The following is a 26,695-nucleotide window of genomic DNA, read 5'->3' on the forward strand; positions in this document are numbered from 1 at the left end:
GTCAATCATAGCGATGACAAGGGTTTTTTGTTAATCCTCTAGCTTGCTAAACTCATGGACCCACACTTTCATCTGAGGGAGCCATGGCATCCCCGGATGGTATGATAGAATCGATTCTTTATATTCATCAACCGTATTGAAGCCTTCTCTTTTTGCGTCCTCATCTGTGAGCTCTCCAAGGGATTGCTCGTATACGTGGTCAATTCTAAATGATTGACCTTCAAGGGTCATAATTTCCCCAACATCTGCATATCTGCCATTTCTACGTGTAGCTGTTTTTTTACCCTCAAGAACCTTTTTGATGTCTGATTCCATTGTGACAAGGCGTTCAATCGAACATGTTTTAGCTGGTAGTTCGTTATTAGGTGTAGTCATTTCCTAGCTCCTTTCGATTCACGTTATGAACGAATGATTTTCTTACCATTCACCTTTCATTATAACAGTGTGTCAATTAGGCTGTCTTTCGGTCAAAATACCTTCTTAAGCCTTCCCCTAAAATGGTGAATGTAAACATTGTAAAGGAGATTGCTATACATGTCCAAAATGGGATCCAAATGGAACTGAGCATGTCTTTTTTAGCTTGCCCGAGTAAGGTTGGCCAATTTAGACTTGTGTTAATCATTTCCCCAACACCATAATTCGTTTGAACAAACACTTGGGAAAGGAACACGCCAAAAATGCCAAGCTGCGCAATTAATAAGCAGGTTCTTCCGATATCAATGAAGAAATTAACCATAATTGCTGGATATGTATTCGGTAAAATATTCCCTAAAGCAAGTCTAAGCGGGGAGATTCCTACGGTAATTCCAGCCTCAATATAAGGTTTTCTTACAATTCGTTGTGTTTCCTCACGAATGATATGACTTACTTTTCCAACCTCAATTAATGCTAAAAGTAAAACTGACCACCATAACCTGTTATCGTTCATAACAAGTGCTGGTATGGCTAATAAAAGCAACGCAGAAAAAATGATTGGAATACTTGAAAAGACATTATTCCAAGTTGTAACAATCCAGGAAATCGGATTGTTTTTTCTGGTAGCGAGTAACCCAAGCGGGATCGCAATTAGGTAGCGTAGGACAACAATTCCTATTATGATTTTCAACGTGTCCTTTGCGCCAACAATTAAAACACTTAACAAGTCTCTTCCTTCATGGTCTGACCCAAAAGGAGGCTGCTGTTCAGGGGTAAATGGTGCTTTAAGCAAGTTCTTTCCACCATCTAAGAAACGAATTCTTCCTTCTTCAATACCTTCTTTTACATATGGCAAATGAGGTCCCGCAAACGTAACAAGAAGTAAGATACCCAACATAATTAAGCCAGTGATTAAAAACCAATTTCGATTCAACTTAGGACACCCCCTTATTTCGGATCCAATCTCATTTTGATGACTTGACTAATAATATGGGCAACCATCACCATCATAAGAAAGCTTATACAAATCCCAATGATTAAACCACGTTCATCGGCCCCGCCACCTGGTGGGATAAAATTTGTGTAGCCAATTGCAGTAAATAACCGATAAGCAGCGCCCTGATAACCTAGTAAATATTCGACAACCAATAAGTTTGATAGAACAAATACCATAATCGATTGCAGATGACTTGAAACCGTGATGAAACATGATCTCATCATATGGTTAAGGAGAACTCTATTTTTTGTAAAGCCTTTAGCGAAGGCTACCTGAATATATGGTTCCCGATCCTGGGTAAGCAGGGAAACAGATGTTATTCTCGCAACATACAGCATTGGCGCAATGGAGATAAGAATACTAGGTGCAATAAACTTCCACCAGGCCTCGGTACCCATGATGCTAAAATCAGGAATATATAATAGAATAAAATAGCTTAAACAGATGGTGATAAAAAAGTCAGGTACCCCCGATAAAAACCAGGTGGCGCCACTTCCTAGAAAGCTTTTTTTCGTATTCGTAAACCGGTAATCCAGTATCCCCTTTAATACCCCGAACACAATGCTAAGAATATATCCAATCAAGATAATCTTGAGGCTTCTTGGGAAAAATTTCGCGATTTCATCCTCGGCTGATAAAGTCGCAAACTTCGTGCCTCCAAGACTCTTATTCTCATATACATTCTTTAAAAACGTACCTACATTTGTAGCATATTCCTTCAAATTAAAATGATAGGAATACACAACTGTCATCGCCTTACCATCCATTTCAATGCTAGGTTCGCGAGGGAAAAGAACAAATAAAAATACACATAAGAACACACACAAATAGATCGCAAAAATCTTCCCGAACTCCTTGACAACCCCCACAATAACACCTCTCTTTTCGAAAATACCTACTATTCTAAATATATTCGAAATTCAAGCCCATGTCACCCGATTTTTGTCGATTGGTTTAGTTCTAACGTCCTGATTGAGGTTCATAAAATATAAGGAGTAAGGCGTAGATAGTGGGGAATTGTCAATTCAATGTTTCTTTTAGACTATCAATGTGCTAATATAGTAAAAAAATGAATTGTTTAAATTTTGTAAAAATAGAAAGGGGTTACATACGTGAAAAAAGTAACGGTTTTTTCAATTCTGCTTGCTTTTCTATTCTTAGCAGCCTGTGGAACGAGTGATACGAGTGGGACAGGCGGAGAAAAAGATGGAGAAGACGCAGGTAAAAAAACACTTAAGGTCATGACAGATGCGGCCTATGCTCCATTCGAGTTCATGGAGGGGGACAAAATTGTTGGTTTTGAAATCGATGTTCTAAAAGCTGTAGCTGAGGAAGCAGGTTACGAACTCGATATCAAACATACTGGTTGGGATCCCATTTTCGTTGAATTAAACAAAGGGTCCTATGACATGGCGATATCATCCATTTCAATTACTGAAGACCGTGAAAAGGAATATCTATTTACGATACCTTTCTTCTTATCAACAAACAAAATCATGATTCCAGAAGATAGCGACATCAAAACGGCTGAAGATCTAAAGGGGAAAAAGGTAGCGGTTCAAGCTTCTACAACTGGTCATTTTGCGGTTGAAAAGGTATTAGGTGAAAAGCACCCTGATATTAAAGCTTTTGAAAATAATAACCTAGCCATCCTTGAGCTTGATAGCGGCGGTGCGGATGCGGTTGTAGCCGATAACGGTGTTATTGAATACTATGCCGCGCAAAACCCAGACAAAAACCTAAAGGTTGTTGGAGACAAAGATACGTTTGATGCGGAGTTTTATGGAATGATGTTCCCTAAGGGCAGTGACGACTTAAAAGCCGATTTTGATAAGGCAATTGAAGCAGTTATCGAAAGCGGAAAATACACAGAAATTTATAAAGAATGGTTTGGTACAGAGCCAGATTTAGAAGCTCTTAAGGCAGAACAAGAAGCCTCAAAATAAGGAGAACAAAATTGCGTAACGACACAACGTGTTACGCAATTTTTGACTTTATAATTTAATCATACAGGGGGACGCAGCATGGATTTTAAGTTTGATATTCTCATTGACTACCTTCCCTATTTTGGGCAAGGGACATTAGTGACCATCGGTTTATCAATTGCTGGAATTTTGCTTGGGACAATCCTAGGCTTATTTATTGGGCTTGGAAAAATGATTCGAAATAAATGGGTGGCGTTTCCATTTGTTTGTTATGTGACGTTCTTCCGAGGGACACCACTTCTCGTTCAAATCTTTTTAGTTCACTTCGGAGTTGTTCCATTATTTTTAGGAGGAACAAACGGAATTGTTGCAGGTGTGATCGCACTTACTTTAAATGCGTCCGCATACATAGCAGAAATTTTTAGAGCAGGCATTCAGTCCCTTGACCGTGGACAAATGGAAGCCGCACGATCTTTAGGTATGACACATGCGCAAGCTATGAGATACGTCATAATCCCGCAAGCCTTTAAGCGGATGATTCCTCCATTAGGAAATGAATTTGTGATTCTCATAAAAGATTCATCCCTTCTTTCAGTAGTAGCGACTCCAGAAATCATGCATTGGGGAAGGATGATGATGGGACAGCATGCCCGCGTGTGGGAGCCATACTTGATGGCAGCCTTCATTTATTTAATTCTCACTCTTTCATTGACAATTCTATTAAACTATCTAGAAAAGAGGTTGAAAACTGAATGATAAAAATAAACAATATAAAGAAATCGTTTGGGAAAAATGAGGTGCTCAAAGGAATCTCAGTCGAAATCGAACCCCAGGAAGTTGTCGTAGTCATTGGACCCTCAGGCTCTGGAAAATCAACCTTTTTACGCTGTATAAATTTATTAGAAACCATCAATGAAGGGCATGTCTATATTGAGGGAATCGATATCACGGATAAAAAAACAAACATCAATCAAATAAGAACAGACGTCGGAATGGTGTTTCAGCAGTTTAATCTTTTCCCTCATAAAACGGTGATGGAAAACATCATGCTTTCTCCGTTGAAGGTAAAAAAGGTCTCCAATGAAAAAGCATATAATAAAGGGATGGAACTTTTAAAAAAGGTAGGTCTTGCTGAAAAAGCAGATGCCTATCCAGATTCCTTGTCCGGCGGACAAAAGCAACGTGTGGCGATTGCAAGAGCACTTGCAATGGAGCCGAAAATTATGCTTTTTGATGAACCGACCTCTGCTCTTGATCCGGAAATGGTTGGAGAGGTTTTGGAGGTTATGAAGCAGTTGGCGCGAGAGGGAATGACCATGGTCGTTGTAACCCACGAAATGGGTTTTGCGCGTGAAGTTGGTGACCGTGTCCTCTTTATGGACGATGGCCATATCGTGGAGGAAAACAAACCAAAAGAACTGTTCGAAAATCCTCAGCATGTTCGTACAAAAGCATTTTTAAGTAAAATACTTTAACCCTGGCACATGGTGTGTCAGGTATTTCTTTGATTGGGAGGCTAAAAAATGGACATGATTGAAAAAGCGATTGTGGTTGCAAGTAAGGCACATGATGGGCAATATCGAAAGCTCACCAATATTCCATACATCACACATCCGCTTAGTGTCGGTCTGATTTTAATGAAAGTAAATGCACGTGAGGAGCTGATAGCGGCTGGAATCCTACACGATACAGTAGAGGATACTGAGCTTACTTTAGAAGATATAAGAGACGATTTCGGTGACGAGGTTGCAACACTTGTGGAAGGTTGTTCAGAGCCCGATAAATCTCTACCTTGGGAAGCAAGAAAAGAGCATACTATTTCATTCCTGCGGACGGCTTCAGAAGACACTCGAACCGTCGTATGTGCGGATAAACTTCATAATATCCGGTCCATTATCCACGATTACCAAGAAAAGGGCGATCAAGTTTGGCAAAGGTTTAGTCGCGGTAAGGAAAAACAAGAATGGTATTACCGAAACATCGTCGAAAGCCTTGGACATGCCTCAACTTTTCCATTAGTAGAAGAACTAAAAAAAGAAGTCGATACATTGTTTAGTTAATGTCTCAAAGGGTATCTTTGGGGCTTTTTTATATGGGCCGAAAAGATGTGTTTGTCCGGTATTCTAATTTCCGAGCACCTCCAAAATGTGTAACTTTAACATTAATAAGGTGCAATTTCCTCTATAATGGAAATAGAAAGCCCAAACTAAGGGAGGGTCAGTAATGAATGTGATCGAACTTCAGAACCTAACAAAGATGTATGGAAAAGCTCGCGGTATCGAGGATATTAGCTTTCATGTTGAAGAAGGGGAGATTTTCGGATTTATCGGACCGAATGGCGCTGGTAAATCGACAACGATCCGCACCATGCTATCACTCATTTATCCAACAAGTGGGAGTGCTAAAATTTTTGGAAAGGATTCAATCAATTTCTCATCTGAAATTAAAAAGGAAATAGGCTATTTACCATCAGAAGTTTTTTACTATGACAATATGAAAGTGAAGGATTTGCTCAAGTATTCTGCCAGCTTTTATAAAAAAGATTGTACGAAGCGAATGAATGAGTTGGCTGAAATTATGGAGCTTGACCTTAATCGTAAAATTGATGATTTATCTCTAGGAAACAAGAAAAAGGTCGGAATCGTTCAGGGACTGCTACACGAACCAAAGCTTGTTATTCTAGATGAACCGACGAGTGGACTCGACCCTCTGATGCAACAGCGCTTTTTTGACTTGCTTGAGGAGGAAAATAAAAAAGGCGTGACGATTCTTTTCTCCTCTCATATTTTGAGTGAGGTTCAACGTCTTTGCGATCGAGTGGCTATTATTAAAGAAGGAAAAATTATAACGGTTGAGAAGATAAGTACATTAAAAGATAACAATTTTAAGAGATTTACAGTTGAAACGGCACATCCAATAGATAAGAGTTATTTCTCCATTCTTGGTGTGAATAATTTAGAAGTGAATAACAAGGAAGTAAGCTTCCTGTTCAAGGGTGATATCAATACAGTGATGGAGAAAATCGCTGGAATCGAGATTACCAACTTATCTGTTACGGAGCCAGACCTCGAAGAGATCTTCATGCATTATTACGAGAAGGAGGCCTAAACCGTTATGAATGTCTTTTTTCATGAAGTAAGGGCCTATCGAAAAACGACCATCATTTGGACATTGTCACTAGTCGGGGTGATGGCATTGTTCATGTCCATGTTTCCGACGATTGCAAAGGACATTGAGGAGTATCAAAAGGTGTTAGATGGTTTTCCTGACGCAATGAAACAAGCATTAGGACTCCAGGTCGAAACCTTTGGGTCGGTTCTTGGATTCTACTCCTATGTATTTGTGTATATCAGTCTATGCGGGGCGATCCAAGCAATGAATTTTGGTACGGCAATCGTCTCGAAGGAAGTAAGAGAGAAGACAGCTGATTTCTTGCTAACAAAGCCAATTACTCGAAAAGCCATTTTAACAGCAAAAATGATAGCAGCATTCACATCCATTTTGTTTACAAGCCTTGTATATATAGTTGCCGCATGGCTTGTGGTAGATGTGGTTGCGACGGATGACTATAGTATAAAAGCATTTTTTCTAATTTCCCTATCCTTGTTTTTATTGCAAGTTATTTTTTTAGGGATTGGAATTTTCCTGTCGGTATTCCTTCCTAAGATCAAATCGGTTCTCTCGGTTTCGTTGGCGACGGTTTTTGCATTTTTTATTATTGGGATGCTTAGTTCAACAGGTGGAGAAGGATTTAAACGGTATTTGTCTCCTTTTAAATATTTTGATTCCTCCTATATAATGAAGCACTCAAGTTATGAGGGAGTGTTTTTATTAGTAGGATTAGGAATCGTGTTAATGGCGACCATTGCAAGCTTTTTCCACTATACGAAAAAGGATATTCATTCTGTTTGAGGGGGGAGGTTTTTACGATGAATGTATTCTTAAGGGAATTGAAGGCGTACCGTAAGTCCCTTATTATTTGGAGCGTTGGCATTGTCCTGCTTATTTTAATGGGCAAGACGGAGTACTCGAGCCTTTCTTCGTCAGGTCAATCCTTGAATGAACTGATTGAGTCGATGCCAAAAGCGTTACAGGCGCTTATGGGGACTGGGACGCTAGATGTATCGACGCCGATTGGGTATTTTTCAATATTATATTTATATTTGCTATTGATGGCTACAATCCACGGGGCAATGATGGGTGCGTCAATCATTGCAAAAGAGGAGCGAGACAAAACCTTTGAATTTCTTTTTGTAAAACCTATTACTCGAACAAAGGTCATTACGATGAAACTTGTGGCCGGATTTGTTAATCTTGTCGTTTTGAATGTTGTTACAACTGTTGCGACGATCGTTATATTCGAAATGCATAATGAAATTCCGGACATATTCATGTTGATGGGTGGAATGTTCATTTTACAGGTTTTATTTTTAATGATTGGCTCTGCACTAGCGTCTATTATTCGCAATCCGAGGAGTGCAGCACCGATTGCAACGGGGATCTTACTGTTGACCTTTATTTTGTCGATTGTGATTGATTTAAGTGAAAAACTGGAAAACCTTACATACATCGTGCCATTTAAGTATTTTGCTGCGAAAGATATGTTGACCGGGGATGGGTTTGAAGCGGTGTTTGTGATTATTTCCCTTAGCTTAATCGCCATTCTCACCGTAGTTACGTTTATTTTTTATAAAAAGAGAGATTTGAACGTATAAAAAAGGAGCTTTTTTAAGCTCCTTTTACGCATCTTTATAAGTAAGATTGATCATCGGTACGCCTAAAAAGCGCTTAATAGCTAGGGCGCACGCACCCATTTGTACGGCTTTCTTTCCAAAGGTTGAGACCGATAATTGGCGATAATGAATAATAGAAGAGTTTAGGTGTTCTTCTATTTTTTTGATGGAGTCCGGGAAAAGACGCAGGATTTCACCATCAAGAACAATTGTATCCGGGTTGTACATATTAATCATGTTATTTAAACCAATCGAAAGGTAGTAGATAAATTGCTCAAGACGTTCACTGATGTCCTCGTCACCTTCTTCAACTAGTCTTTGCAAATCATCGTATGAAAAAGAAGAAAGTTCTTTTTCAGCTTTTATGTGGTCTAGGAAGACAGATTCTGAGGCATATTGTTCCCAACAGCCTTCATTGCCACAAGGACAGGGTCTCCCATGTGGGACGATAATCATATGACCGATTTCACCAGCGAAGCCATCATTTCCCCTAAAAAAATGATTGTCCACAATCATTCCAAGCCCAATTCCAGAATAAATCGTGGTACACAGGAGGCTATTGGTTTCATGATGGTGAAAGACCCTTTCGGCAAAAGCAGACATATTCGCGTTGTTTTCAATTTGAATGTTGAGGCTACACGCTTTTTCAAGGTCTGCCTTCAAATCGACGGACCGCCACTGGAAGCGAGGCACGAAATGAATTTTTTCATCCTTTCCAACAAGTCCATGAATGGCAATGACGACACCGATAATGCCGTAACGGTTATCATTGAACTCTTTATCCAATAAATTAATTTGTTCAATTAAAATTTGCAGAATGTAGTCATAGTCAAGACTAGTGCAATCCGTAGTTTTTTCATAAATAGGCTTTCCGAGCAGGTCTGAGATGGTAAAGGAGATTTGTCCGTAATCCACATCAATTCCAAGTGCGTAGCCTGCATTCGCATTTAAAGAAAGCATAATGGGCTTTCTTCCAACACTATTATGCTCAAGCTGCGTTTCGATGATTAAGCCTTCATCAAGTAAGTCGGCAACCTGTGCAGAGACTGTCGCCCTAGTAAGTGCTGTAGCTTTGGAAATGTCAGCCCTTGAGATCATACCTTCTTCGACTATTTTTTCTAGAATAAGCGAGCGATTTATTTTTTTTATATATGCTGCATCTCCGGTAATCATACAAATCCCCCATTTGCTAGTAAGTACAACTAATTTCGTTCTAAAAGAAGATTTCATCATTAAGTTACACATAATTGAAAGCAATATGTGCAATTATTTTGATGGCGCTTTCACGAAACAAAAGTTAGATTTGAATTAATTGTTTCTACTTAGATAATTGACGAATAAAGATAAGGGTGGTACATTATTAATGTTATAATTTGTTTAGTGAACGAATTAATTATACATCTTATTTTTAAGATTGAAAAGATTGGATTTTTTAGGTAGGGTATAACAATATAGAATTATTATTTTAATAGTTTAGGAGTGTGGTTAAATGAAGACAGCTTTAAATAACAAAGAACTAGACTTATTAGCAATTAACACGATTCGTACGCTATCCATCGATGGTGTAGAGAAAGCAAATTCTGGACATCCAGGTATGCCAATGGGCGCTGCACCGATGGCTTACACTCTATGGGCAAAAGAAATGAATCACAACCCTGAAAATCCAAACTGGTTCAACCGCGATCGCTTTGTTTTATCAGCTGGACATGGTTCCATGCTTTTATATAGTTTATTACATTTATTTGGTTATGATGTAACAATGGAAGACTTAAAGAACTTCCGTCAATGGGGAAGCAGAACTCCAGGACATCCTGAGTTTGGACATACTCCTGGTGTTGAAGCAACTACAGGTCCACTAGGACAAGGTATTGCAATGGCTGTTGGTATGGCAATGGCTGAAAGACATCTTGCTGAAACTTATAACAAAGACAATTATGATATCGTTAACCACTTTACATATGCCATTTGTGGTGACGGTGACCTTATGGAAGGTGTTTCTGCAGAAGCAGCTTCACTTGCTGGTCATTTAAAATTAGGACGTCTTGTCGTAATGTACGATTCTAACGACATTTCATTAGATGGTGATTTAAACCTTTCTTTCTCTGAAAGTGTTGAAGATCGTTTTAAAGCATACGGATGGCAAGTAATCCGTGTTGAAAACGGAAATGATATGGATGAAATTCAAAAAGCTTTACAAGAAGCAAAAGCGGATTTAAACCGTCCAACGTTAATTGAAGTTAAGACAACAATCGGTTTCGGTTCTCCTAATAAAGGAGGAAAATCTGCATCACACGGTGCTCCACTAGGTAAAGATGAAGTTGCTTTAACGAAGGCAGCATACGGCTGGACTTATGAAGAGCCATTCTTCGTTCCAGAAGAAGTAAGAGAGCACTACAGCCAATTTGTAGAAGCTGGCAAACAAAAAGAAAGTGTATGGAATGAAGTATTTGCAGAATATAAAAAAGAATACCCTGAATTAGCGAAGCAATTTGAAATGGCATTAAATGGCGAACTACCTGAAAACTGGGAAGCTTCACTTCCTAACTTTGAGGCTGGATCTTCAGTTGCAACTCGTGACGCTTCAGGTAAAGCATTAAATGCAGCTGCTACTGCGATTCCACAATTAATCGGTGGTTCAGCAGACTTAGCCGGTTCAAACAAAACGTTAATCACTTCTGAAAAGAACTATGCAATCGACAGCTTTGCTGCTCGTAACATCTGGTTCGGAGTAAGAGAATTTGCAATGGGTGCTGCACTCAACGGTATGGCACTTCATGGCGGAGTAAAAGTATTCGGAGCTACATTCTTCGTATTCTCTGATTACCTACGTCCAGCTATTCGTCTTGCAGCTCTCATGAAGCTACCTGTAACTTATGTATTTACACATGATTCAATTGCAGTTGGAGAAGACGGCCCAACACATGAGCCAGTTGAACAATTAGCTGCATTACGTGCAATGCCAGGTCTTTCAATCTTACGTCCAGCTGACGCAAAAGAAACTGCAGCAGCATGGCGTTTAGCGATTGAAAGTACTGACACACCTACAGCACTTGTATTAACTCGTCAAGGTTTACCAACTTTAGAGCTTGATCAAGAAGCTGTATATGAAGGTGTTAAAAAAGGTGCTTACGTTGTTTCTGAAGCAAACGGAGAAGTTGCGGGTCTATTACTTGCAACAGGTTCTGAAGTTTCATTAGCAATTGCAGCACAAAAAGAATTAGAAAAAGAGGGTATCTTCGTATCTGTAGTAAGTATGCCAAGCTGGGATCGCTTCGAAAAGCAGTCTGCTGAGTACAAAGAAAGTGTTCTTCCAAAATCTGTGAAGGCTCGTCTTGGTATCGAAATGGCTTCTCCACTTGGATGGAAAGAATTCGTTGGCGACGAAGGTAAAGTTCTTGCTATTAACACATTTGGAGCATCTGCACCTGCAGATAAAGTTCTTGCTGAGTATGGCTTTACAGTAGAGAACGTTGTTAAGAACTTTAAAGAAGTTCTTTAATATAGTAGTTTTTACTAACTGCATTTGACTCTCCTTTCGCGAATAGGTGAGTCAAATGTGCTTAAAATATCTGTGATACAATAAAGTTACTGGAGGGAAAAAGAAATGAAATTTTTTATCGATACAGCTAACCTAGATGATATTAAAAAAGCGTATAAAATGGGTGTACTATCTGGTGTTACTACGAACCCATCACTTGTTGTAAAAGAAGGCGTTAAATTCGAAGACCGCATCGCTGAAATTCTTCAAGCTGTGCCAGAAGTAGAAAGCGTATCTGCAGAAGTTTCTCCAAGCGCTGAAACTGCTGAAGACATGATTGCAGAAGCAGAAGAGCTTCTAAAAATCAACGGTGGCGACAAAAACATCACAATCAAAGTTCCAATGACTGTTGCTGGATTAGAAGCAACTCGTTACCTATCTAAAAAAGGCGTTAAAACAAACGTTACATTAATTTTCACAATGAACCAAGCTCTATTAGCAGCTCGCGCTGGTGCAACATATGTATCTCCATTCTTAGGTCGTCTAGACGACATTTCTGAAGATGGGGTACAACTTGTAGCAAAAATTGCTGAGCTCTTCCGTGTTCACAACTTAGATGCTCAAATCATCGCTGCATCTGTAAGACACCCAGACCACGTTACTCGCGTAGCATTAGCTGGTGCTCATATCGCAACGATTCCATACTCTGTAATTGAGCAACTTACTAAGCACCCACTTACAGACCAAGGTTTAGAAAAGTTCGCAGCTGACTGGGTAAAAGCTGTTAAATAATTGGATTTGTTAAGTTTGGAAACCCCGATTCGCTATGGTTTGATGCGGATCGGGGTTTTTTGTGGAGTTTGAGGGGGATAGGTGGCTTGGAATAGAACAGCGGTATGGATGAAGTCCCGAACGGAGCCTGTACTATGCGGAGAGTCCTTCATCGGTGTGATGAAGTCCCGAACGGATTCTGTGCCCATGCGGAGAGTCCTTCATGGGTGAGATGAAGTCCCGAACGGAGCTGGTGCCCATGCGGAGAGTCCTTCATGGGTGTGATGAAGTCTCGAACGAGGCTGGTGCCCGTGCTGAGAATCCTTCATCGGTGTGATGAAGTCCCGAACGGAACTGGTCCCCATGTGTAGAGTCCTTCATCGGTGTGATGAAGTCCCGAACGGAACTGGTCCCCATGCGTAGAGTCCTTCATCGGTGTGATGAAGTCCCGAACGGAGCCGGTGCCCATGCGTAGAGTCCTTCATGGGTGTGATGAAGTCTCGAACGAGGCTGGTACCCGTGCTGAGAGTCCTTCATGGGTGAGATGAAGTCCCGAACGGAGCCGGTGCCCATTCGGAATGTCCTTCATCGGTGTGATGAAGTCCCGAACGGAGCCCGCGCCCATGCGTAGAGTCCTTCATCGGTGTGATGAAGTCTCGAACGGAGCCCGCGCCCATGCGTAGAGTCCTTCATCGGTGTGATGAAGTCTCGAACGGAGCTAGTCCCCATGCGTAGAGTCCTTCATCGGAGTGATGAAGTCCCGAACGGAGCCCGTCCCATGCGTAGAGTCCTTCATGGGTGTGATGAAGTCCCGAACGGAGCCCGCGCCCATGCGTAGAATCCTACATCGGTGTGATGAAGTCCCGAACGGAGCCGGTGCCCATGCGTAGAGTCCTTCATCGGTGAGATGAAGTCCCGAACGGAGCCCGCGCCCCTGCGTAGAATCCTTCATGGGTGAGATGAAGTCCCGAACGGAGCCCGCGCCCATGCATAGAGTCCTTCATTGGTGTGATGAAGTCTCGAACGGAGCCGGTGCCCATGCGTAGAGTCCTTCATCGGTGTGATGAAGTCCAGAACGGAACTGGTCCCCATGCGTAGAGTCCTTCATCGGAGTGATGAAGTCCCGAACGGAGCTGGTGCCCATGCGTAGAGTCCTTCATGGGTGAGATGAAGTCCCGAACGGAGCTGGTGCCCATGCGTGAGTCCTTCATGGATGTGATGAAGTCCCGAACGGATCCTGCGCCCATTCGGAATGTCCTTCATGGGTGAGATGAAGTCCCGAACGGAACTGGTCCCCATGCGTAGAGTCCTTCATCGGTGTGATGAAGTCCCGAATGGAGCCGGTGCCCCACGCGGAGAGTCCTTCATCCAATTGGATGAAGGACCAACAATTCAAAGTCAACATTTAGTTTAGTCACAAATTAATTTTATTCAAAATAAGCCCACTGGTGAACCCCAACAATTTTAAAATTTCTCGCTAGAATCTGCCGAATCCACTTTTTTGTTGGTACAACTCCACACCACTCAAAAACAACATTAGTCGTAATCTTTTGGTTCGGAAAGAGTATCGTAAATTCGTGAACGGTTCTTAATACAGCGTCAGCAACCAACTCTTTGTGCCCGCACTTTTCACATTTACATTTTCGCCCTTCAATAACGATGGAAAATGAATCGCACACTTGACAAGTTATTCCTTTGCGAAGCTGTTCGTATTGATAACTAGGAACCTTAGAAAAAGGAGACTTGGTGATATGTAAGGAAACTAACAGAGCAGCAATCCTTTTCTGTTTTTCATTTATTTTTGAGGGGGTTGTATCTAATGCCCTCAAGTAATTATTGAGCTGCGTTGGTAATATGGCTTGTAAATTTAGGGGTGCTTGGTAAAGGGTAAAAGTAGGGTGGTTAAAAAGAACTGAAGCCTCAATTGGAAGGTGACATCCGTGGTTGCGAAGCAATTGACTTAGTAAAGATTCACTTCGATTCAGCTGGATTATGGGATTGATTACTTCATGTTTAGGTTTCTTAAATAATTTAGTCGAATCATAATAGTAGTCTCCTTCAAAATACTTAACCTCATAAGTGTGGATTTTGCTATCAATCAATATAAGGGTATCAATTTGGAAGGTTGTATTATTCACTTCGAGTAACAGATCATTTAAAATTAAGCAGTCACATTGAAGGTTTTCTGTCATCGAATCGAATAATAGTTCTCCTTCGAACCCCTTTTTTAGATTTAAATAATACTGCTTGTCCTTACTGGATAACTCTGTTCGCTTGTTTAAAAATTCAAAAATAGTTAATTCATCGGACTTAGTACGGTGTTTATAAATCATAGTCCACATCCTTTTTTAGTAGTTAAGCTCATTATATTTGAAGATTTAGTAAATTCAAAGAAAAATCACAACCATTGGTTGAAATCAATTATATCGAGGCACAATAAATTATCTAAGTAGTGTATTCAGTGGAAGGTGTTTAAGATGTTAAAAGCCTATTCGTGGCTTACTTTTTGTGTAGTGGTTTGGGGAAGTAATTTTATATTTGGAAAAATGTTAGTTTTGCACTTTTCACCAACCCTACTAACGATGTTAAGACTATTGTTTATTGTTCTTTTATTAATAGGATTATCTTCATTCAATAAACAGCTTAAAATGAATAAAGCGGACTTTGCTTCTATTGTTACTTTAGGGATAGTGGGTGTTTTTATAAACCAGTGGTCCTTTTTTAAAGGATTGCAAACAGCTGATCCAACCACATCTGCATTAATTTTAGCAACGACTCCCATTTTAACAGGCGTCTTAGCAGCCATTTTTTTAAAAGAAAAATTAACAATCCGTATGTTCATTGGCTCAGTTGTAGCGATTACTGGTATTTATTTTGTTGTAACAAAAGGCACATTTACTTCCATTCATGTTGATAGAGGACTTTTATGGATTGTTTTAACCATGGTCACATTTGCGATCATGATTATCATGACAAGACGATTATCTAACAGAATGTCTCCACTTGCCATCACATTATATTCAAATATAGTGGGCCTATTTGTGTCAATTCCTTTTGTTTTTCTTTTAGACTCTCCACTTAGAATGAGTTCAAATTTTTCTGATTGGGCATTGTTAATCGTAACGGCTATTGTTGTACATGGTATTGCGAATCTGATCTGGAATAACTATATTCGCTATGTGGATGCGTCGAAGGCTTCCATATTATCAAATTTGGAACCTTTTGTTGCAATGGTAATGGGATTCTTACTATTAGCAAAACCAATAACGGATGCGGAAATTATCGGATCCCTATTTATCGTAGGGGGTGTGATATTATCTACTTATCAAAGAAAAATGTCTACATAAAAGCCTGCCCTAGGGCAGGCCATTCAAACGTTATTTCGGAACGACAAGTTCTAGCTTAGTACCTTTTCCAACCTCAGACTCCAACGTAATACTTCCGCCGATGCCACGCGCGCGTTCTTCCATACTAAACAAACCGACACCGTTTCCTTTTTCATCGGTAGTAAAGCCCTGGCCGTTGTCTATTACTTCGACAACAACGTCAGTCTCGCTTTCATGAATTTTTACACCTGCATCCGACACATTTGCGTATTTCGCGATATTCGTTAAGGCCTCTTGGACAACACGATAAATTGTTGTTTCCTTATGAATATCAAGACGCGATTTTAGTGTGCATTCAAAATCAACATGGATACCATAGTGCTGAGAATAGTTTTCCACATATTTTCGTAAAGCAGGCACAACACCTAAATCGTCCAGAACAGAAGGGCGAAGTTCCCAGGCTAGGCTTCGAATATCCTCCATCATAAAAGAAACATCCTGTCGTAAATGTGCAAGACGTTCATCTGGCTTTTCACTAAGCAGTTGATCGAGCTGAATCAACAACGAAAACATACTTTGCCCAATTCCATCATGGAGTTCTCGAGAAAACCGTTTCCGTTCCTCTTCTTGGATACTGATTACCCGCGTCATCATATTTTTTAACTCTTCTTGGGTTTCTTTTAAAGCAGTGACCTCGTGACGAACAGCTAAATATTGATTAGGGCGTCCATTTTCAGATAAAATGGGAACAATTGTCGTATCGACCCAATAATAGGAGCCGTCCTTGGCTTTGTTCTTAATTTCACCCTTCCAGACATGACCAGATCCAATCGTACGCCACATTTCCTTCCAAAATTCCTTGTCATGGTGACCGGAATTAATGATTCGGTGATCCTGTCCTATTAACTCCGCCTTCGAGTACTTCGAGATTTCACAAAACTTATTATTAATGTATTGAATTTTTCCTTGTCGATCCGTAATTGCTACTATCGAGGATTCGTCCAGTGCAAATGTTAAATCTGCAAGGTGTCGCAATGATTTTTCAACGTCTTCACGATAATTTGAATCCTCAATATGCTTCTCTAAGTCAGCGAGGAGCCTAATGACATTGGGACCACCAATTTCTGATTGATGTTGAAGTCGATCAATTTTATTCAAAATGTAGCAATCCTTTCTTCATTGCATATTTCACAAGTTCAGGTCTCGTTTTCAAACCTAGCTTTTCCATTAAATTACTTTTGTGGGATTCAACAGTTTTTACACTAATCACAAGATGCTCTGCAATTTCTTTATTTGAATATCCCTTTGCAATCCACTCAAGTACTTCTTTTTCACGCTCAGACAAGATAGCAAATGAATCCGTGTTGTCTCCATTTTTGACTCGATCTAAATAGCCGCTCATTAAGACCTTTGTTGCGGAAGGTGTTAAGTAAGCATTGCCTGAGGAAACAGACTCAATTGCCCCGAGCAAATCTTCATGTGGCGCATTTTTTAAAATATAACCAGATGCTCCGGCGTGAATCGCTCTAAATAAGTATTCCTCATCATCGTGCATCGTTAAGATCAGTATTGCTATATTTGGCATATGCTCATGAAGTTCTTGTGTTGCAGTTAATCCGTCTTTTCCGTGAGGCATGCTTAAGTCCATGAGTATTACATCAGGGTTTAATTCCTTTGCTTTTTGAATGGCCTCGTCCCCTTCAGATGCTTCCCCAATGACTTCTATATTATTTTTACCGTTCAACAGCATCATGAGACCTGAACGGACAACAGCATGGTCGTCAACAATCAGTAGTTTAACCACAATAATCCTCCCCATTTCACAATATTCTTATTATACCACGTAAGCGACCCTTTTTTTAGTTCAAGAAATTGTTACAAATAAGGGATTTTTCTATCAAAGATAGGGAGGTTCCCTGATATGTTTTAAATCACAGTTCTTCTACAATGAGTATAAGTTAACTTTATTCAGCAGAGATTTCCTACAGTGGTGGGCTAAATGTAATAAAAGCAAATAAATCAGAAGATGTTCAAACCATGACTGAATAAAGTTAAAGCCTACGGCGGATGCCACAGATTTTTTAATGGAGCTTTTCGAGCAAGCTCGATCTGGGCGCAAATACGCCAAGGCGCATTTGATTCGAATTGAGGAGGAGTTCATATGCAGGCAAGAACTGCTGAAGTTCAAAAGAAGCAGTCACCGGCTTATAATAATGCATTTGCTTCAAAGTTTGCCAAGTCCATGTTTTTATCGATTGTAGGGCTGGCCATATTATCATTTATCGGAACAAGAATGTTTACACATGTTGATTTAAATCTATATGGCTATATGGTTGGAACGATTGTTTTTATTGGCGGATTCTTTTATCGCTTCATTGCGTGGGGGGAAAGACCACCTACGAAGATCATCATTAAAAAAGGCGTAAAACTTTTATTTCGAAAATCAACTCCTAAAACATCAGTTGAGCATTTAGGTACATACAATTTCATCTGGAATAGGGGAATTTACCGATGGACTCAGCACATTTTAATTGGTTGGGGTTGTATCCTTTCTTGTTTGGTTACATTTCCACTAGTCTTCGGTTGGATGTACTTCACAATGGACGACAACGGTTATTACAACATTATCGCAATGGGGATGCAAATCATGACGGTACCTGCAGATGGTATCATCGCAAACCTTTCCTATAACGCGTTAAATATTACGGCTGTAATGGTAATCTCTGGGGTTTGCATGGCACTTTACCGTCGAGTGAAAAACTTTCAAGCAAAAGCGGAACAAAAATTCATCTATGACTTGATGCCACTTTATATGCTTTTGTTCGTGAGTATTACCGGTTTACTTTTAACGTTCATGAACATTTTCTTGCATGGCGCAGGGCAGCCAGTGATGTCCGTGATTCACCAATGGTCGGTCATTATGACTTTGATCTACTTACCATTTGGAAAACTTGCTCATATTCCATTCCGCCCAATGAGTGTGTTGGCAAGGAACTATCGTGAGCATTATGCCGAAAAAGAAACGAAGCAATGTAAGGTTTGTGGAACGAGCTTTGTTTCAGTTGAACAATCACAAGATGTCATCAATGTACTTGATGTGAACGATATTCATTTTAAAACAAAAGAAGGTCATCATTTAGCTGAAATGTGCCTTCCATGTCGTAGAAAATACCGGATTGCGCAATTTTCCGGCTTCCCGACCCACGAGGTAAAAGTCAAGGAGGCAAATCAGAATGCAAAGGGATAAATTTTTTAAAGAGATTGAGAACGTCATTCATCCAAATGAGAAATTAATTAAAACACATTGTAGCTATTGCGGCATGCAGTGCGGAATGAACCTGAGAGTCAATACAACTACAAATAAAATTGTGGGAGTGGAACCACGTTATGACTGGCCAGTAACCGTTGGAAAAATGTGTCCGAAAGGAGTTACGGCATACCAGCAAACTAATCATAAGGATCGCATCCTAAAACCACTCATTCGTGATGATGCCTCATTAAAAGGGACAAAGAAAGGCTTTCGTGAGGCAAGCTGGGAAGAGGCATACGATTTAATCGTCAAAAATTTCACGAAGCTGCAAGAGGAATATGGGAAGGACTCATTATCCGTCTTCAGTGGCGTATCCATGACGAATGAAAAATGTTATTTGACAGGGAAGTTTGCTCGTGTAGCACTCGGTACTCGCTACATTGACTACAACGGACGCTTCTGTATGTCGAGTGCAGCCGGTGGATTCCTTCGTTCCTTTGGGGTTGACCGTGGATCGACACTTCCATGGACTGACATTCATGAGACGGATTGTTTATTTATTGCCGGAAGTAACACAGCAGAGTGCCATCCGACTTCCATGTTCCGCGTTTGGAACGTCCAGGAAAGAGGAGGCTACATCATTGTTGCTGATCCGCGTGAAACACCTTTAGCAAGAAGAGCGGATGTACATCTTGATCTAAAACCAGGAACAGACTTAGCGTTAGCAAACGGAATTTTACATTTACTCATTGAAAATGGATATACGGATGAAGAATTTATCGCCAAACACACGAATGGCTTTGATGAGACGAAAGAACTTGTGAAGGAATTCACACCTGAATATACGAGTCAGCTCACTGGAGTGGCTCCTGAAAAAATCATTCGTGCTGCAGAAATATACGGAAAAGCACCTAACGCCGTCGTCATGTTTGCTCGTGGCATTGAGCAACAGCATAAAGGTGTAGATAATGTATCGGGCTATACAAATATGGCCTTAGTCACTGGTAAAATCGGTCGACCAAAATCAGGTGTTGCAACATTCACTGGTCAAGGAAATGGGCAAGGTGGACGTGAGCATGGTCAAAAATCGGATCTATTACCAGGTTACCGCAAACTAACAAACCCACAACACGTAAAAGAGGTTTGCCAAGTGTGGGGAATTACACCGGAAGAAATGCCACAACCAGGTGTTTCTGCCTATGAAATGTTTGAATTAATGGAGCAAAAAACCATTCGTGGATTATATCTTCTTTGCTCAAATCCAGCAGTCTCTGCACCAAACTTAAACTTTGTGAGAAAAGCTCTTAAAACACTAGACTTCATGGTGTGTGCGGACTTTTACCTATCAGAGTCAGCAGAATTTGCAGATGTTATACTTCCATCTGTGACATGGTCTGAGGATGAGGGAACTGTAACGAATCTTGAAGGACGCATCATTAAAATCAATAAAGCTCAAGAACCAATTGGTGAATCAAAGCCTGACTGGCAAATGCAAGTTGAGCTTGCTGAGCGCCTTGGAAGAGGAAAATATTTTTCACACTTAAAAACAGCAAGAGATGTTGCAGATGAATTCCGCCTTGCAAGTAAGGGTGGATATGCCGATTACTACGGGGCGACATGGGATAAAATTGATAAGCAAGATGGGGTATTCTGGCCTTGCCGTGATGAAGAAGACAAGGGGACACCACATATGTTCCTCGATAAAAAGTTCTATCATCCAGATGGAAAGGCTAAGATATGTGCTTTACCATACCGTCCACCGGCTGAAGAACCGGATGAGAAATATCCGCTTCGCTTAACAACAGGACGTGTTGTATACCACTATCTATCCGGAAATCAAACCAGAAGGATTCCATTCTTACACGATATGTGTCCGGAGCCATATGTTGAGGTTCATCCAGAAACAGCAGCAAAATACGAAATTCAACACGAAGAACGAGTTCGCCTTTTTACAAGAAGGGGTGAAAGTATCTATAAAGTAAAAATCACAGAAGCCATCCGAAAAGATACCGTGTTTGTTCCATATCATTTCGGTCACGAGGAATCTATTAATCTACTGACAATTGCAGCGCTTGATCCAATCTCAAGAATGCCAGAGTTCAAGGCATGTGCTGCCCAGATTGAAAAACTAGTTGTAAAGAAGGTGCAGTAAATGCAAAAGAGGCTTTATTTAGAACTTGAAAACTGTATCGGGTGCCGCTCTTGTCTAGCGGCTTGTACACAATGTGGAGGGCATGAACAACGTAACAGAAACTATGTGTATGACGTCAACCCACTTGTAAATAGGCAGACCATGCCTCTTATGTGCCTTCACTGTGTTAACCCAGCATGTGCAAGAAGCTGTCCTGCACAAGCGATTCAAATTCATGAGTCAGGTGCGGTACTATCTGCGCTTGTTGAAAAATGCATCGGCTGTCAAAACTGTACAATTGCTTGTCCATATGGAATTCCAAAATTCGATGAAGAGCAAAACTTAATGTACAAATGTGACCTTTGTATTGATCGTTCAAAGGATGGAATTCCACCAATGTGTGCCAGTGTTTGTCCATCAAATACGATTCAATGGCTGACAGATGAAGAAATTGAAGCGAAAAAACAGAAACATAACCTCGACAATGGAAAATGGGTTACAAGCATGCCGCTTGAAGGCGAAACAAACGTAAAGATTAGTTTACCTGGAATTTTACAGGGCATTGAGAAGTTATTTTAGAAACATCGGCTAAGGAGTGATGGGAATGCCGTCTGATAAAAACAATCGAATCCCTTTTAATGAGGATAATTACACGCATAATATTAACCGCAATAATGAGAGAAGCCTTGACCGCCGTGGCTTCATGAAGACGTTAGTTGGCGCTGCAGGAGTGTTTGCAATCTCGTCTTTGCCATGGGGAGCAGTGGCTGCAAAGGAATTGATGGGACTTGGGGATAAAGAATACACCCATAAAAAAATTATCGATGTAAGTAAGCTAGCGGTAGGGGATTCGACGAATTTTACCTTCCCTGGTGACCATGATGATGCAATATTAATTAGGCTTTCAGACAACAAATATGTAGCATATCAAAATGCCTGTACCCATCTTCGTTGCCCAGTATTTTGGGTGAAGGAGGAAGGGCAAATGGTATGTCCTTGTCACCACGGATTTTTTGATGCAGAAACGGGTGCACCAACTGCAGGCCCACCGCGACGTCCATTGCCTGAAATTCAAGTAAAGGTTGAGAACGGAGCAGTTTATGCAGTGAGGGTGAAACGTTATGAAGCGTAGTTATCAAGGTGTCCTTATCCTTTCTGTCATCCTGTTTTTGAATATTATTTTTACACAAAAAATGGTACACCAATATTTTTATGAAAACTATGTAAATACGCTCATCTTTTGCGGCCTAAACATCGTGTTGTTTCCGGTCGCATGGGTTGTCTATAAAAAGTTGAAAAAGGCGTGACAAACATGAACAGCGAAACCTATCTTGATTTTTGTTTTATAAGAGAGGCAACCGGAAATTTTACGGATGAAATCAATGAACTCTTAACAAATCTATTTAAGGGTATACGGTTGAAGTGGTATTTGGAAGAAAAGACGGAAGAAGGCATTGAAATTGTGATTGCTGAGGTAAAGGGTATGAGTAGATGGCAATCAGAGGATGAAGCGGTCGATTACATCGAAACACATGCCGAGGAAGGCTTTTGGTCTTATCTTCAAGGCTATAAAATGTTTATCTATCCTGCAAAGAGAGGGTGCAGCAGCTGTGGAGTTAACTGAAATCAAAAGTTTGGAATCATTTATTTCGGAAAATGTGGAAGTCTCCATTTTGGATGAAGACGGGGATGATAAAGCCCCATTTGTGAAAAAGGAAATTATCAAAGCAGAGCTATGTCCTGATGGAACCCATCTTCGAATTTACTTTGATCGACTTCAGTTTTTTGCTGTGCCGTTAACAGCAGAGGTAGCCATAAGCGACGACATATGGTCTGCCTTTGATCAGCAAGCGGGATTAACCTATGTCGTAAAAAAAGGAAGTGGTCATAGTGGTTAAAAAAATTCAACTTCCCTTACAAACATTAAACCTTATCGTTGGTTTTATGGTCTGGGTACTTATTTCATCCCTTTTACCATTTATGAAAGAGGATATTGCAATCCCAGCAAATCAATTAGCATTGGTCACAGCAGTACCTGTCATCCTTGGATCAATTCTGCGAGTTCCACTTGGATATTATGCAAACCAATTTGGTGCAAGGAAGATTTTTTTACTTAGTTTTGTCTTATTATTGTTTCCAGTTTACTATATTAGTATAGCTAATTCAGTAACAGATCTTTTAGTTGGGGGACTTTTCCTTGGAATCGGGGGAGCGGTATTCTCAGTAGGTGTAACATCACTACCAAAATATTATCCAAAGGAAAAACACGGATTTGTTAATGGAATTTATGGTGCGGGGAACCTTGGAACTGCAATTTCCACGTTTGCAGCACCTGTAATTGCTACCAAAATTGGTTGGTCATTAACCGTTCAGCTTTATTTAATTGTTCTAGCAATCTTTATTTTGGCAAACTTTTTATTAGGAGATAAAAAGGAAGTTAAGGTTCAAACCCCATTGATGGAACAAATCAAGGGTGTCTATAAAAATGAAAAGCTATGGCTTTTAAGCCTATTCTATTTTCTTACATTCGGGTCTTTCGTGGCCTTTACCGTATATTTGCCAAACTTCTTAGTGGAGAATTTCAGTTTAGATAAGATCGATGCGGGTCTAAGAACAGCAGGTTTTATCGTGCTTGCGACTATCATGCGACCAATCGGTGGTTGGCTAGCTGACCGTTTTCACTCTCTAAAGCTTTTAATGTTTGTGTTCGGATGCTATACCGTATCTGCGATGATTTTATCGTTTGCACCATCCATCGGCTGGTACACAGTCGGATGCTTAACGATAGCTTTCTGTGCGGGAATCGGAAATGGGGTTATTTTTAAATTAGTGCCGATGTATTTCCAAAAGCAAGCGGGGATTGTGAATGGGATTGTTTCTGCAATCGGTGGACTAGGAGGATTTTTCCCACCTATTCTCTTAGGAATTCTCTACCATGTGAATGGTCATTACGCAATTGGGTTTATGGCCTTATCTGAGGTAGCACTAGCAAGCTTAATTCTTGTGGTATGGATGTACTATAATGGAAGAATGGAGCTAGCGAAACAGGTCATCGACCATACGGCTGAAGGAATTATGGTTACCGATTTACACGGGAAAATAATTTCTGTAAATCCAGCTTTCACTACAATTACAGGTTTTTCTGAAGATGAAATTATTGGGAAGACGCCAAATATCTTAAAATCTGGCAAACAGACAAAGGAATTTTATCAGGAGCTCTGGAAGAAGATTGAAACAGAAGGCTTCTGGCAAGGCCAGATTTGGAATAAACGCAAGGACGGATCGAATTATTTACAATGGTTAACAATCAGCGCGATTAAAAATGACTCCGGGGATATCGTACAATACGCGGGCATGCTTAGTGATATGACCGGAAAACGAATTAAAGAAGGTTAAAAAAAAATGAATCCTATCGCGGGATTCATTTTTTTATTAATGCAATTTCACTTGCTGCCTTTTTTACGAACTCTACTTGTTCTGTTGTGTATTTTACTTCAGTGCGTGAGCCGATCAGAAGGACTCCTCCAACCTTGTTATTCATATGGATAGGAACAGCAACTGCTGATACCAGGTTTTCAGCAAGCATGATCGGGTATTGAAGTCGAGTACGCTGCCGGTCAGGAGTTTCAATATCCAAAATCATGGTTGTGCCAAAACGGACAACAGAGCCTGATAACCCTTTGCCAGGCCGAATCACCATGTTTTTAAAACGGTTATTTGTATAACCATGTGCATATTCCCAGCGGATTGTCTGATTCCCTTGATCAACATGTGCAATCGCAGAGAAATCACTTGAGGTGTTCATACACAAATCATGAAGTTTTTGTTCAATTTCCACTTGTATCGCTTCCATGAGAATCTCTCCTCGATTACTGATGGTGATTTCTTTATATCAACGAAAAATAGATTTAGTCTTCCTATCTATTGTAAATCTTTTTCATGTCTTTGTATCTCAGGGAATTCCCTTAACTTTATTGCTTTAAAAGATGATATTTAGACCTGTTTTAAGGGAAATTCGTAAGGAGTGTGCTTGGCTAGGGGAAAATCACTGGAAAATAAATAGGGGAATTTGGAAGGAAAGTTCAGGAGTTCCCCCGATACCTTGTTATCACTATTGGCCGTATGATTATAGTATAAAGTCGTGGCGGGGGGATTCAAAATGGCAATGATTATACAGGAATTAAATAACGAGGTTCCTCACATAGAGTCAGTTAATGAAAGCATCGATCAATTTCTATCGGAAGAAAACTTAAATAAATTTAAAAGCATAATGCGTATTAGACAGGTAGCAGCAGGCACTCACCTTTTTTGGGAAGGTGAGGAAGCAGAAAAAATGTACTATATTATTTCTGGAAGAGTGAAGCTTCGTGCATGCTCAGAACGTGGGAAGGACTTCTTATTATCGATAAAAGAAAAAGGAAGTCTAATTGGTGAATTTGGCGGTTTCACTGAAAAACTATACTACAATTACCGTGCTGATGTAGAAGAGCAAACGGAAATTGGTATTATCCATATAAGTGATTTAAAAAATTTATTATACCAATTTGGCAACTTTGCAGTGGAATTTATGAGCTGGATTGGCTGGACACAGCGTATTATGCAAAACAAATTGTACGATTTCCTATTCCTTGACAAACAAGGTGCGCTGGCATCGACATTAATTAAATTAACCACAACACATGGTGTCAAATGCAAGGATGGAATTCTGCTCTCTATCGAGTTAACAAACAAGGATTTAGGTGATTTCATCGGCACTACTCGTGAAAGTGTGAATCGTCTATTAAATGGCTGGAAGCGAGAAGGAATCGTTGAAATGTATGACCATAAAATCGTCATTTACCGCATGAATCGACTATACGAGATTTGCGAATATTCAGGTGGAGTGCATTAGGGACATAGGGACAGGTTCCTTGTCCCACAATTGAAGAAGGTGACCTACAAGAGGTCACCTTTTTGTGTTTCATTTTAAGAACGAAATAAAATATTCTTTTTAAAGAACATTTTTGAGTAAAATAAAGAATAATAGAGAATTAAAGAGAAAACAAGTCATTATATAGAACGAACAGACTATTTCAAGTGTTTTCAATATAAGTTGTTCGGTATATACTAATGGTGGTTCAGTATAAAGAACGAATAGTGGCGAAATTGGGAGGAAAAGAAAATGAAGAAGAGTTTTAGGTACAATCGCAATTAGTTTTTTTATTAGTGGGAGTTTTGGTTTTAATCAATGTTAGAATTGAGGTGTTATCATGAGTATTTTTTCATTAGTAGAAAACGAAAAAATGATCGGAATTTTTGAAGCAAGTTTGGAAGATAGTGAGTTTCAGGTAGAATGGCTTGCACATGAGGCAAAGCTTTACGAAAAGCTACGAGTGTACAAGGAGTCCCTGGTCTTTTTGCCTCAATCCTATATTTACAATATTTATCAAGTGGGCTCCTTTATATCGAAGCATCTCCCAGATAGTAAGGTCGTGCTTGTCCTTAACTCCAAAGACGAGTTTGACCCGGAGCAAGCGGGAGAGCATGATGTGTTATTCCTTGAATCCAACCTTGATGACCTTCAACAATCAATACTCTCACTGATACACACATTTAAAGAAAATCTGAGAACGAATGTCTATAGATAATAAAAAAGCGTATAGCTTCGGCAACCAAGTTCCGAATCCATAC

General features: G+C 40.1%; 28 protein-coding genes. 20 read left to right on the forward strand and 8 right to left on the reverse strand.

Features of this window, described 5'->3' with window-relative positions; all coding sequences use genetic code 11:
• Positions 1 to 30 precede the first annotated feature (30 nt).
• The 3 genes from DZB84_RS17105 to DZB84_RS17115 all read right to left on the reverse strand — a co-directional run bounded on the left by DZB84_RS17105 (position 31) and on the right by DZB84_RS17115 (position 2,280).
• Entirely contained in the window at positions 31 to 375 is a 345-nt protein-coding gene (locus tag DZB84_RS17105; protein ID WP_116353496.1) for an ASCH domain-containing protein, read from the reverse strand.
• A gap of 76 nt (positions 376 to 451) precedes the next feature.
• On the reverse strand, positions 452 to 1,348 hold the full coding sequence (locus DZB84_RS17110) for an ABC transporter permease (protein WP_116353497.1): 897 nt from the start codon (positions 1,346 to 1,348) through the stop codon (positions 452 to 454).
• Positions 1,349 to 1,362: 14 nt separating this feature from the next.
• The gene (locus DZB84_RS17115) at positions 1,363 to 2,280 is read right to left on the reverse strand and encodes an ABC transporter permease subunit (protein WP_116353498.1); all 918 of its coding nucleotides are present in this window, start codon (positions 2,278 to 2,280) and stop codon (positions 1,363 to 1,365) included.
• Between the two features lie 243 nt (positions 2,281 to 2,523).
• Between DZB84_RS17115 and DZB84_RS17120 the strand changes: the two genes are divergently transcribed.
• The 7 genes from DZB84_RS17120 to DZB84_RS17150 all read left to right on the forward strand — a co-directional run bounded on the left by DZB84_RS17120 (position 2,524) and on the right by DZB84_RS17150 (position 8,051).
• Positions 2,524 to 3,357 carry a basic amino acid ABC transporter substrate-binding protein gene (locus DZB84_RS17120; RefSeq protein WP_116353499.1) on the forward strand — a complete coding sequence of 278 codons (834 nt, stop codon included), beginning with the start codon at positions 2,524 to 2,526 and terminating at the stop codon, positions 3,355 to 3,357.
• Positions 3,358 to 3,435: 78 nt separating this feature from the next.
• Positions 3,436 to 4,092 (forward strand): amino acid ABC transporter permease, encoded by a 657-nt coding sequence (locus DZB84_RS17125; protein WP_116353500.1) that lies wholly within the window; start codon positions 3,436 to 3,438, stop codon positions 4,090 to 4,092.
• The gene (locus DZB84_RS17130) at positions 4,089 to 4,811 is read left to right on the forward strand and encodes an amino acid ABC transporter ATP-binding protein (RefSeq protein WP_116353501.1); all 723 of its coding nucleotides are present in this window, start codon (positions 4,089 to 4,091) and stop codon (positions 4,809 to 4,811) included. The genes DZB84_RS17125 and DZB84_RS17130 overlap by 4 nt, the downstream gene beginning before the upstream one ends.
• 48 nt (positions 4,812 to 4,859) lie before the next feature.
• Complete coding sequence (locus tag DZB84_RS17135; RefSeq protein WP_116353502.1) at positions 4,860 to 5,396, forward strand: HD domain-containing protein; 537 nt, start codon at positions 4,860 to 4,862, stop codon at positions 5,394 to 5,396.
• Between the two features lie 163 nt (positions 5,397 to 5,559).
• Positions 5,560 to 6,444: an ABC transporter ATP-binding protein gene (locus DZB84_RS17140; RefSeq protein WP_116353503.1), complete on the forward strand. Its 885-nt coding sequence runs from the start codon at positions 5,560 to 5,562 to the stop codon at positions 6,442 to 6,444.
• A gap of 6 nt (positions 6,445 to 6,450) precedes the next feature.
• Positions 6,451 to 7,248 carry an ABC transporter permease subunit gene (locus DZB84_RS17145; RefSeq protein WP_116353504.1) on the forward strand — a complete coding sequence of 266 codons (798 nt, stop codon included), beginning with the start codon at positions 6,451 to 6,453 and terminating at the stop codon, positions 7,246 to 7,248.
• Positions 7,249 to 7,265: 17 nt separating this feature from the next.
• Entirely contained in the window at positions 7,266 to 8,051 is a 786-nt protein-coding gene (locus DZB84_RS17150) for an ABC transporter permease subunit (RefSeq protein ID WP_116353505.1), read from the forward strand.
• A 24-nt stretch (positions 8,052 to 8,075) separates the two neighbouring features.
• Here DZB84_RS17150 and DZB84_RS17155 read toward each other — a convergent pair whose 3' ends face one another.
• Positions 8,076 to 9,242, reverse strand: coding sequence for an ROK family transcriptional regulator (locus DZB84_RS17155; protein WP_116353506.1), 1,167 nt, complete (start codon positions 9,240 to 9,242; stop codon positions 8,076 to 8,078).
• 316 nt (positions 9,243 to 9,558) lie between these two features.
• On the opposite strand from DZB84_RS17155, the gene tkt reads away from it, so the two are divergent.
• Positions 9,559 to 11,568: a transketolase gene (tkt, locus tag DZB84_RS17160; protein ID WP_116353507.1), complete on the forward strand. Its 2,010-nt coding sequence runs from the start codon at positions 9,559 to 9,561 to the stop codon at positions 11,566 to 11,568.
• 105 nt (positions 11,569 to 11,673) lie between these two features.
• Entirely contained in the window at positions 11,674 to 12,339 is a 666-nt protein-coding gene (gene fsa / locus DZB84_RS17165; protein ID WP_116353508.1) for a fructose-6-phosphate aldolase, read from the forward strand.
• 1,406 nt (positions 12,340 to 13,745) lie between these two features.
• Here the strand turns inward: fsa and DZB84_RS17170 are convergent.
• A complete protein-coding gene (locus DZB84_RS17170; RefSeq protein ID WP_116353509.1) occupies positions 13,746 to 14,651 on the reverse strand; it encodes a nuclease-related domain-containing protein in 906 nt (301 codons plus the stop codon).
• A gap of 144 nt (positions 14,652 to 14,795) precedes the next feature.
• Here DZB84_RS17170 and DZB84_RS17175 point away from each other — a divergent pair, with 144 nt between their 5' ends.
• On the forward strand, positions 14,796 to 15,665 hold the full coding sequence (locus tag DZB84_RS17175) for a DMT family transporter (protein WP_116353510.1): 870 nt from the start codon (positions 14,796 to 14,798) through the stop codon (positions 15,663 to 15,665).
• Positions 15,666 to 15,695: 30 nt separating this feature from the next.
• On the opposite strand, the gene DZB84_RS17180 is transcribed toward DZB84_RS17175, so the two are convergent.
• Both DZB84_RS17180 and DZB84_RS17185 read right to left on the reverse strand, forming a co-directional pair.
• Positions 15,696 to 16,802: a PAS domain-containing sensor histidine kinase gene (locus DZB84_RS17180; protein ID WP_116353511.1), complete on the reverse strand. Its 1,107-nt coding sequence runs from the start codon at positions 16,800 to 16,802 to the stop codon at positions 15,696 to 15,698.
• Positions 16,795 to 17,448 carry a response regulator gene (locus DZB84_RS17185; protein WP_116353512.1) on the reverse strand — a complete coding sequence of 218 codons (654 nt, stop codon included), beginning with the start codon at positions 17,446 to 17,448 and terminating at the stop codon, positions 16,795 to 16,797. Before DZB84_RS17185 ends, DZB84_RS17180 begins: the two co-directional genes overlap by 8 nt.
• A 357-nt stretch (positions 17,449 to 17,805) precedes the next feature.
• Between DZB84_RS17185 and DZB84_RS17190 the strand changes: the two genes are divergently transcribed.
• Genes DZB84_RS17190 through DZB84_RS17225 form a run of 8 tightly spaced genes read left to right on the forward strand, consistent with a single transcriptional unit; the run spans position 17,806 to position 24,421 of the window.
• Complete coding sequence (locus DZB84_RS17190; RefSeq protein WP_116353513.1) at positions 17,806 to 18,891, forward strand: hypothetical protein; 1,086 nt, start codon at positions 17,806 to 17,808, stop codon at positions 18,889 to 18,891.
• A complete protein-coding gene (locus DZB84_RS17195) occupies positions 18,878 to 21,046 on the forward strand; it encodes a molybdopterin oxidoreductase family protein (RefSeq protein WP_116353514.1) in 2,169 nt (722 codons plus the stop codon). Before DZB84_RS17190 ends, DZB84_RS17195 begins: the two co-directional genes overlap by 14 nt.
• Positions 21,047 to 21,604 (forward strand): 4Fe-4S dicluster domain-containing protein, encoded by a 558-nt coding sequence (locus tag DZB84_RS17200; protein ID WP_116353515.1) that lies wholly within the window; start codon positions 21,047 to 21,049, stop codon positions 21,602 to 21,604.
• Between the two features lie 25 nt (positions 21,605 to 21,629).
• Positions 21,630 to 22,157, forward strand: coding sequence for a QcrA and Rieske domain-containing protein (locus DZB84_RS17205; RefSeq protein ID WP_116353516.1), 528 nt, complete (start codon positions 21,630 to 21,632; stop codon positions 22,155 to 22,157).
• Positions 22,147 to 22,332: a hypothetical protein gene (locus DZB84_RS17210; RefSeq protein WP_116353517.1), complete on the forward strand. Its 186-nt coding sequence runs from the start codon at positions 22,147 to 22,149 to the stop codon at positions 22,330 to 22,332. Before DZB84_RS17205 ends, DZB84_RS17210 begins: the two co-directional genes overlap by 11 nt.
• Before the next feature lie 5 nt (positions 22,333 to 22,337).
• Complete coding sequence (locus DZB84_RS17215; RefSeq protein ID WP_116353518.1) at positions 22,338 to 22,649, forward strand: hypothetical protein; 312 nt, start codon at positions 22,338 to 22,340, stop codon at positions 22,647 to 22,649.
• Positions 22,636 to 22,923 carry a hypothetical protein gene (locus tag DZB84_RS17220; RefSeq protein WP_116353519.1) on the forward strand — a complete coding sequence of 96 codons (288 nt, stop codon included), beginning with the start codon at positions 22,636 to 22,638 and terminating at the stop codon, positions 22,921 to 22,923. The genes DZB84_RS17215 and DZB84_RS17220 overlap by 14 nt, the downstream gene beginning before the upstream one ends.
• The gene (locus tag DZB84_RS17225; RefSeq protein WP_116353520.1) at positions 22,916 to 24,421 is read left to right on the forward strand and encodes a nitrate/nitrite transporter; all 1,506 of its coding nucleotides are present in this window, start codon (positions 22,916 to 22,918) and stop codon (positions 24,419 to 24,421) included. Before DZB84_RS17220 ends, DZB84_RS17225 begins: the two co-directional genes overlap by 8 nt.
• Before the next feature lie 25 nt (positions 24,422 to 24,446).
• Here the strand turns inward: DZB84_RS17225 and DZB84_RS17230 are convergent, their stop codons facing one another.
• Positions 24,447 to 24,878, reverse strand: coding sequence for a GAF domain-containing protein (locus DZB84_RS17230; protein WP_116353521.1), 432 nt, complete (start codon positions 24,876 to 24,878; stop codon positions 24,447 to 24,449).
• Between the two features lie 306 nt (positions 24,879 to 25,184).
• Here DZB84_RS17230 and DZB84_RS17235 point away from each other — a divergent pair, with 306 nt between their 5' ends.
• Together DZB84_RS17235 and DZB84_RS17240 are read left to right on the forward strand one after the other, a co-directional pair.
• Positions 25,185 to 25,916 (forward strand): Crp/Fnr family transcriptional regulator, encoded by a 732-nt coding sequence (locus DZB84_RS17235; protein ID WP_116353522.1) that lies wholly within the window; start codon positions 25,185 to 25,187, stop codon positions 25,914 to 25,916.
• Positions 25,917 to 26,274: 358 nt separating this feature from the next.
• Positions 26,275 to 26,652, forward strand: a complete 378-nt coding sequence (locus tag DZB84_RS17240; protein WP_116353523.1) for a hypothetical protein — start codon at positions 26,275 to 26,277, stop codon at positions 26,650 to 26,652.
• Positions 26,653 to 26,695 lie beyond the last annotated feature (43 nt).

The sequence above is a fragment of the Bacillus sp. HNG genome (assembly GCF_003400205.1).
Lineage (GTDB): Bacteria > Bacillota > Bacilli > Bacillales > Bacillaceae_L > Ferdinandcohnia.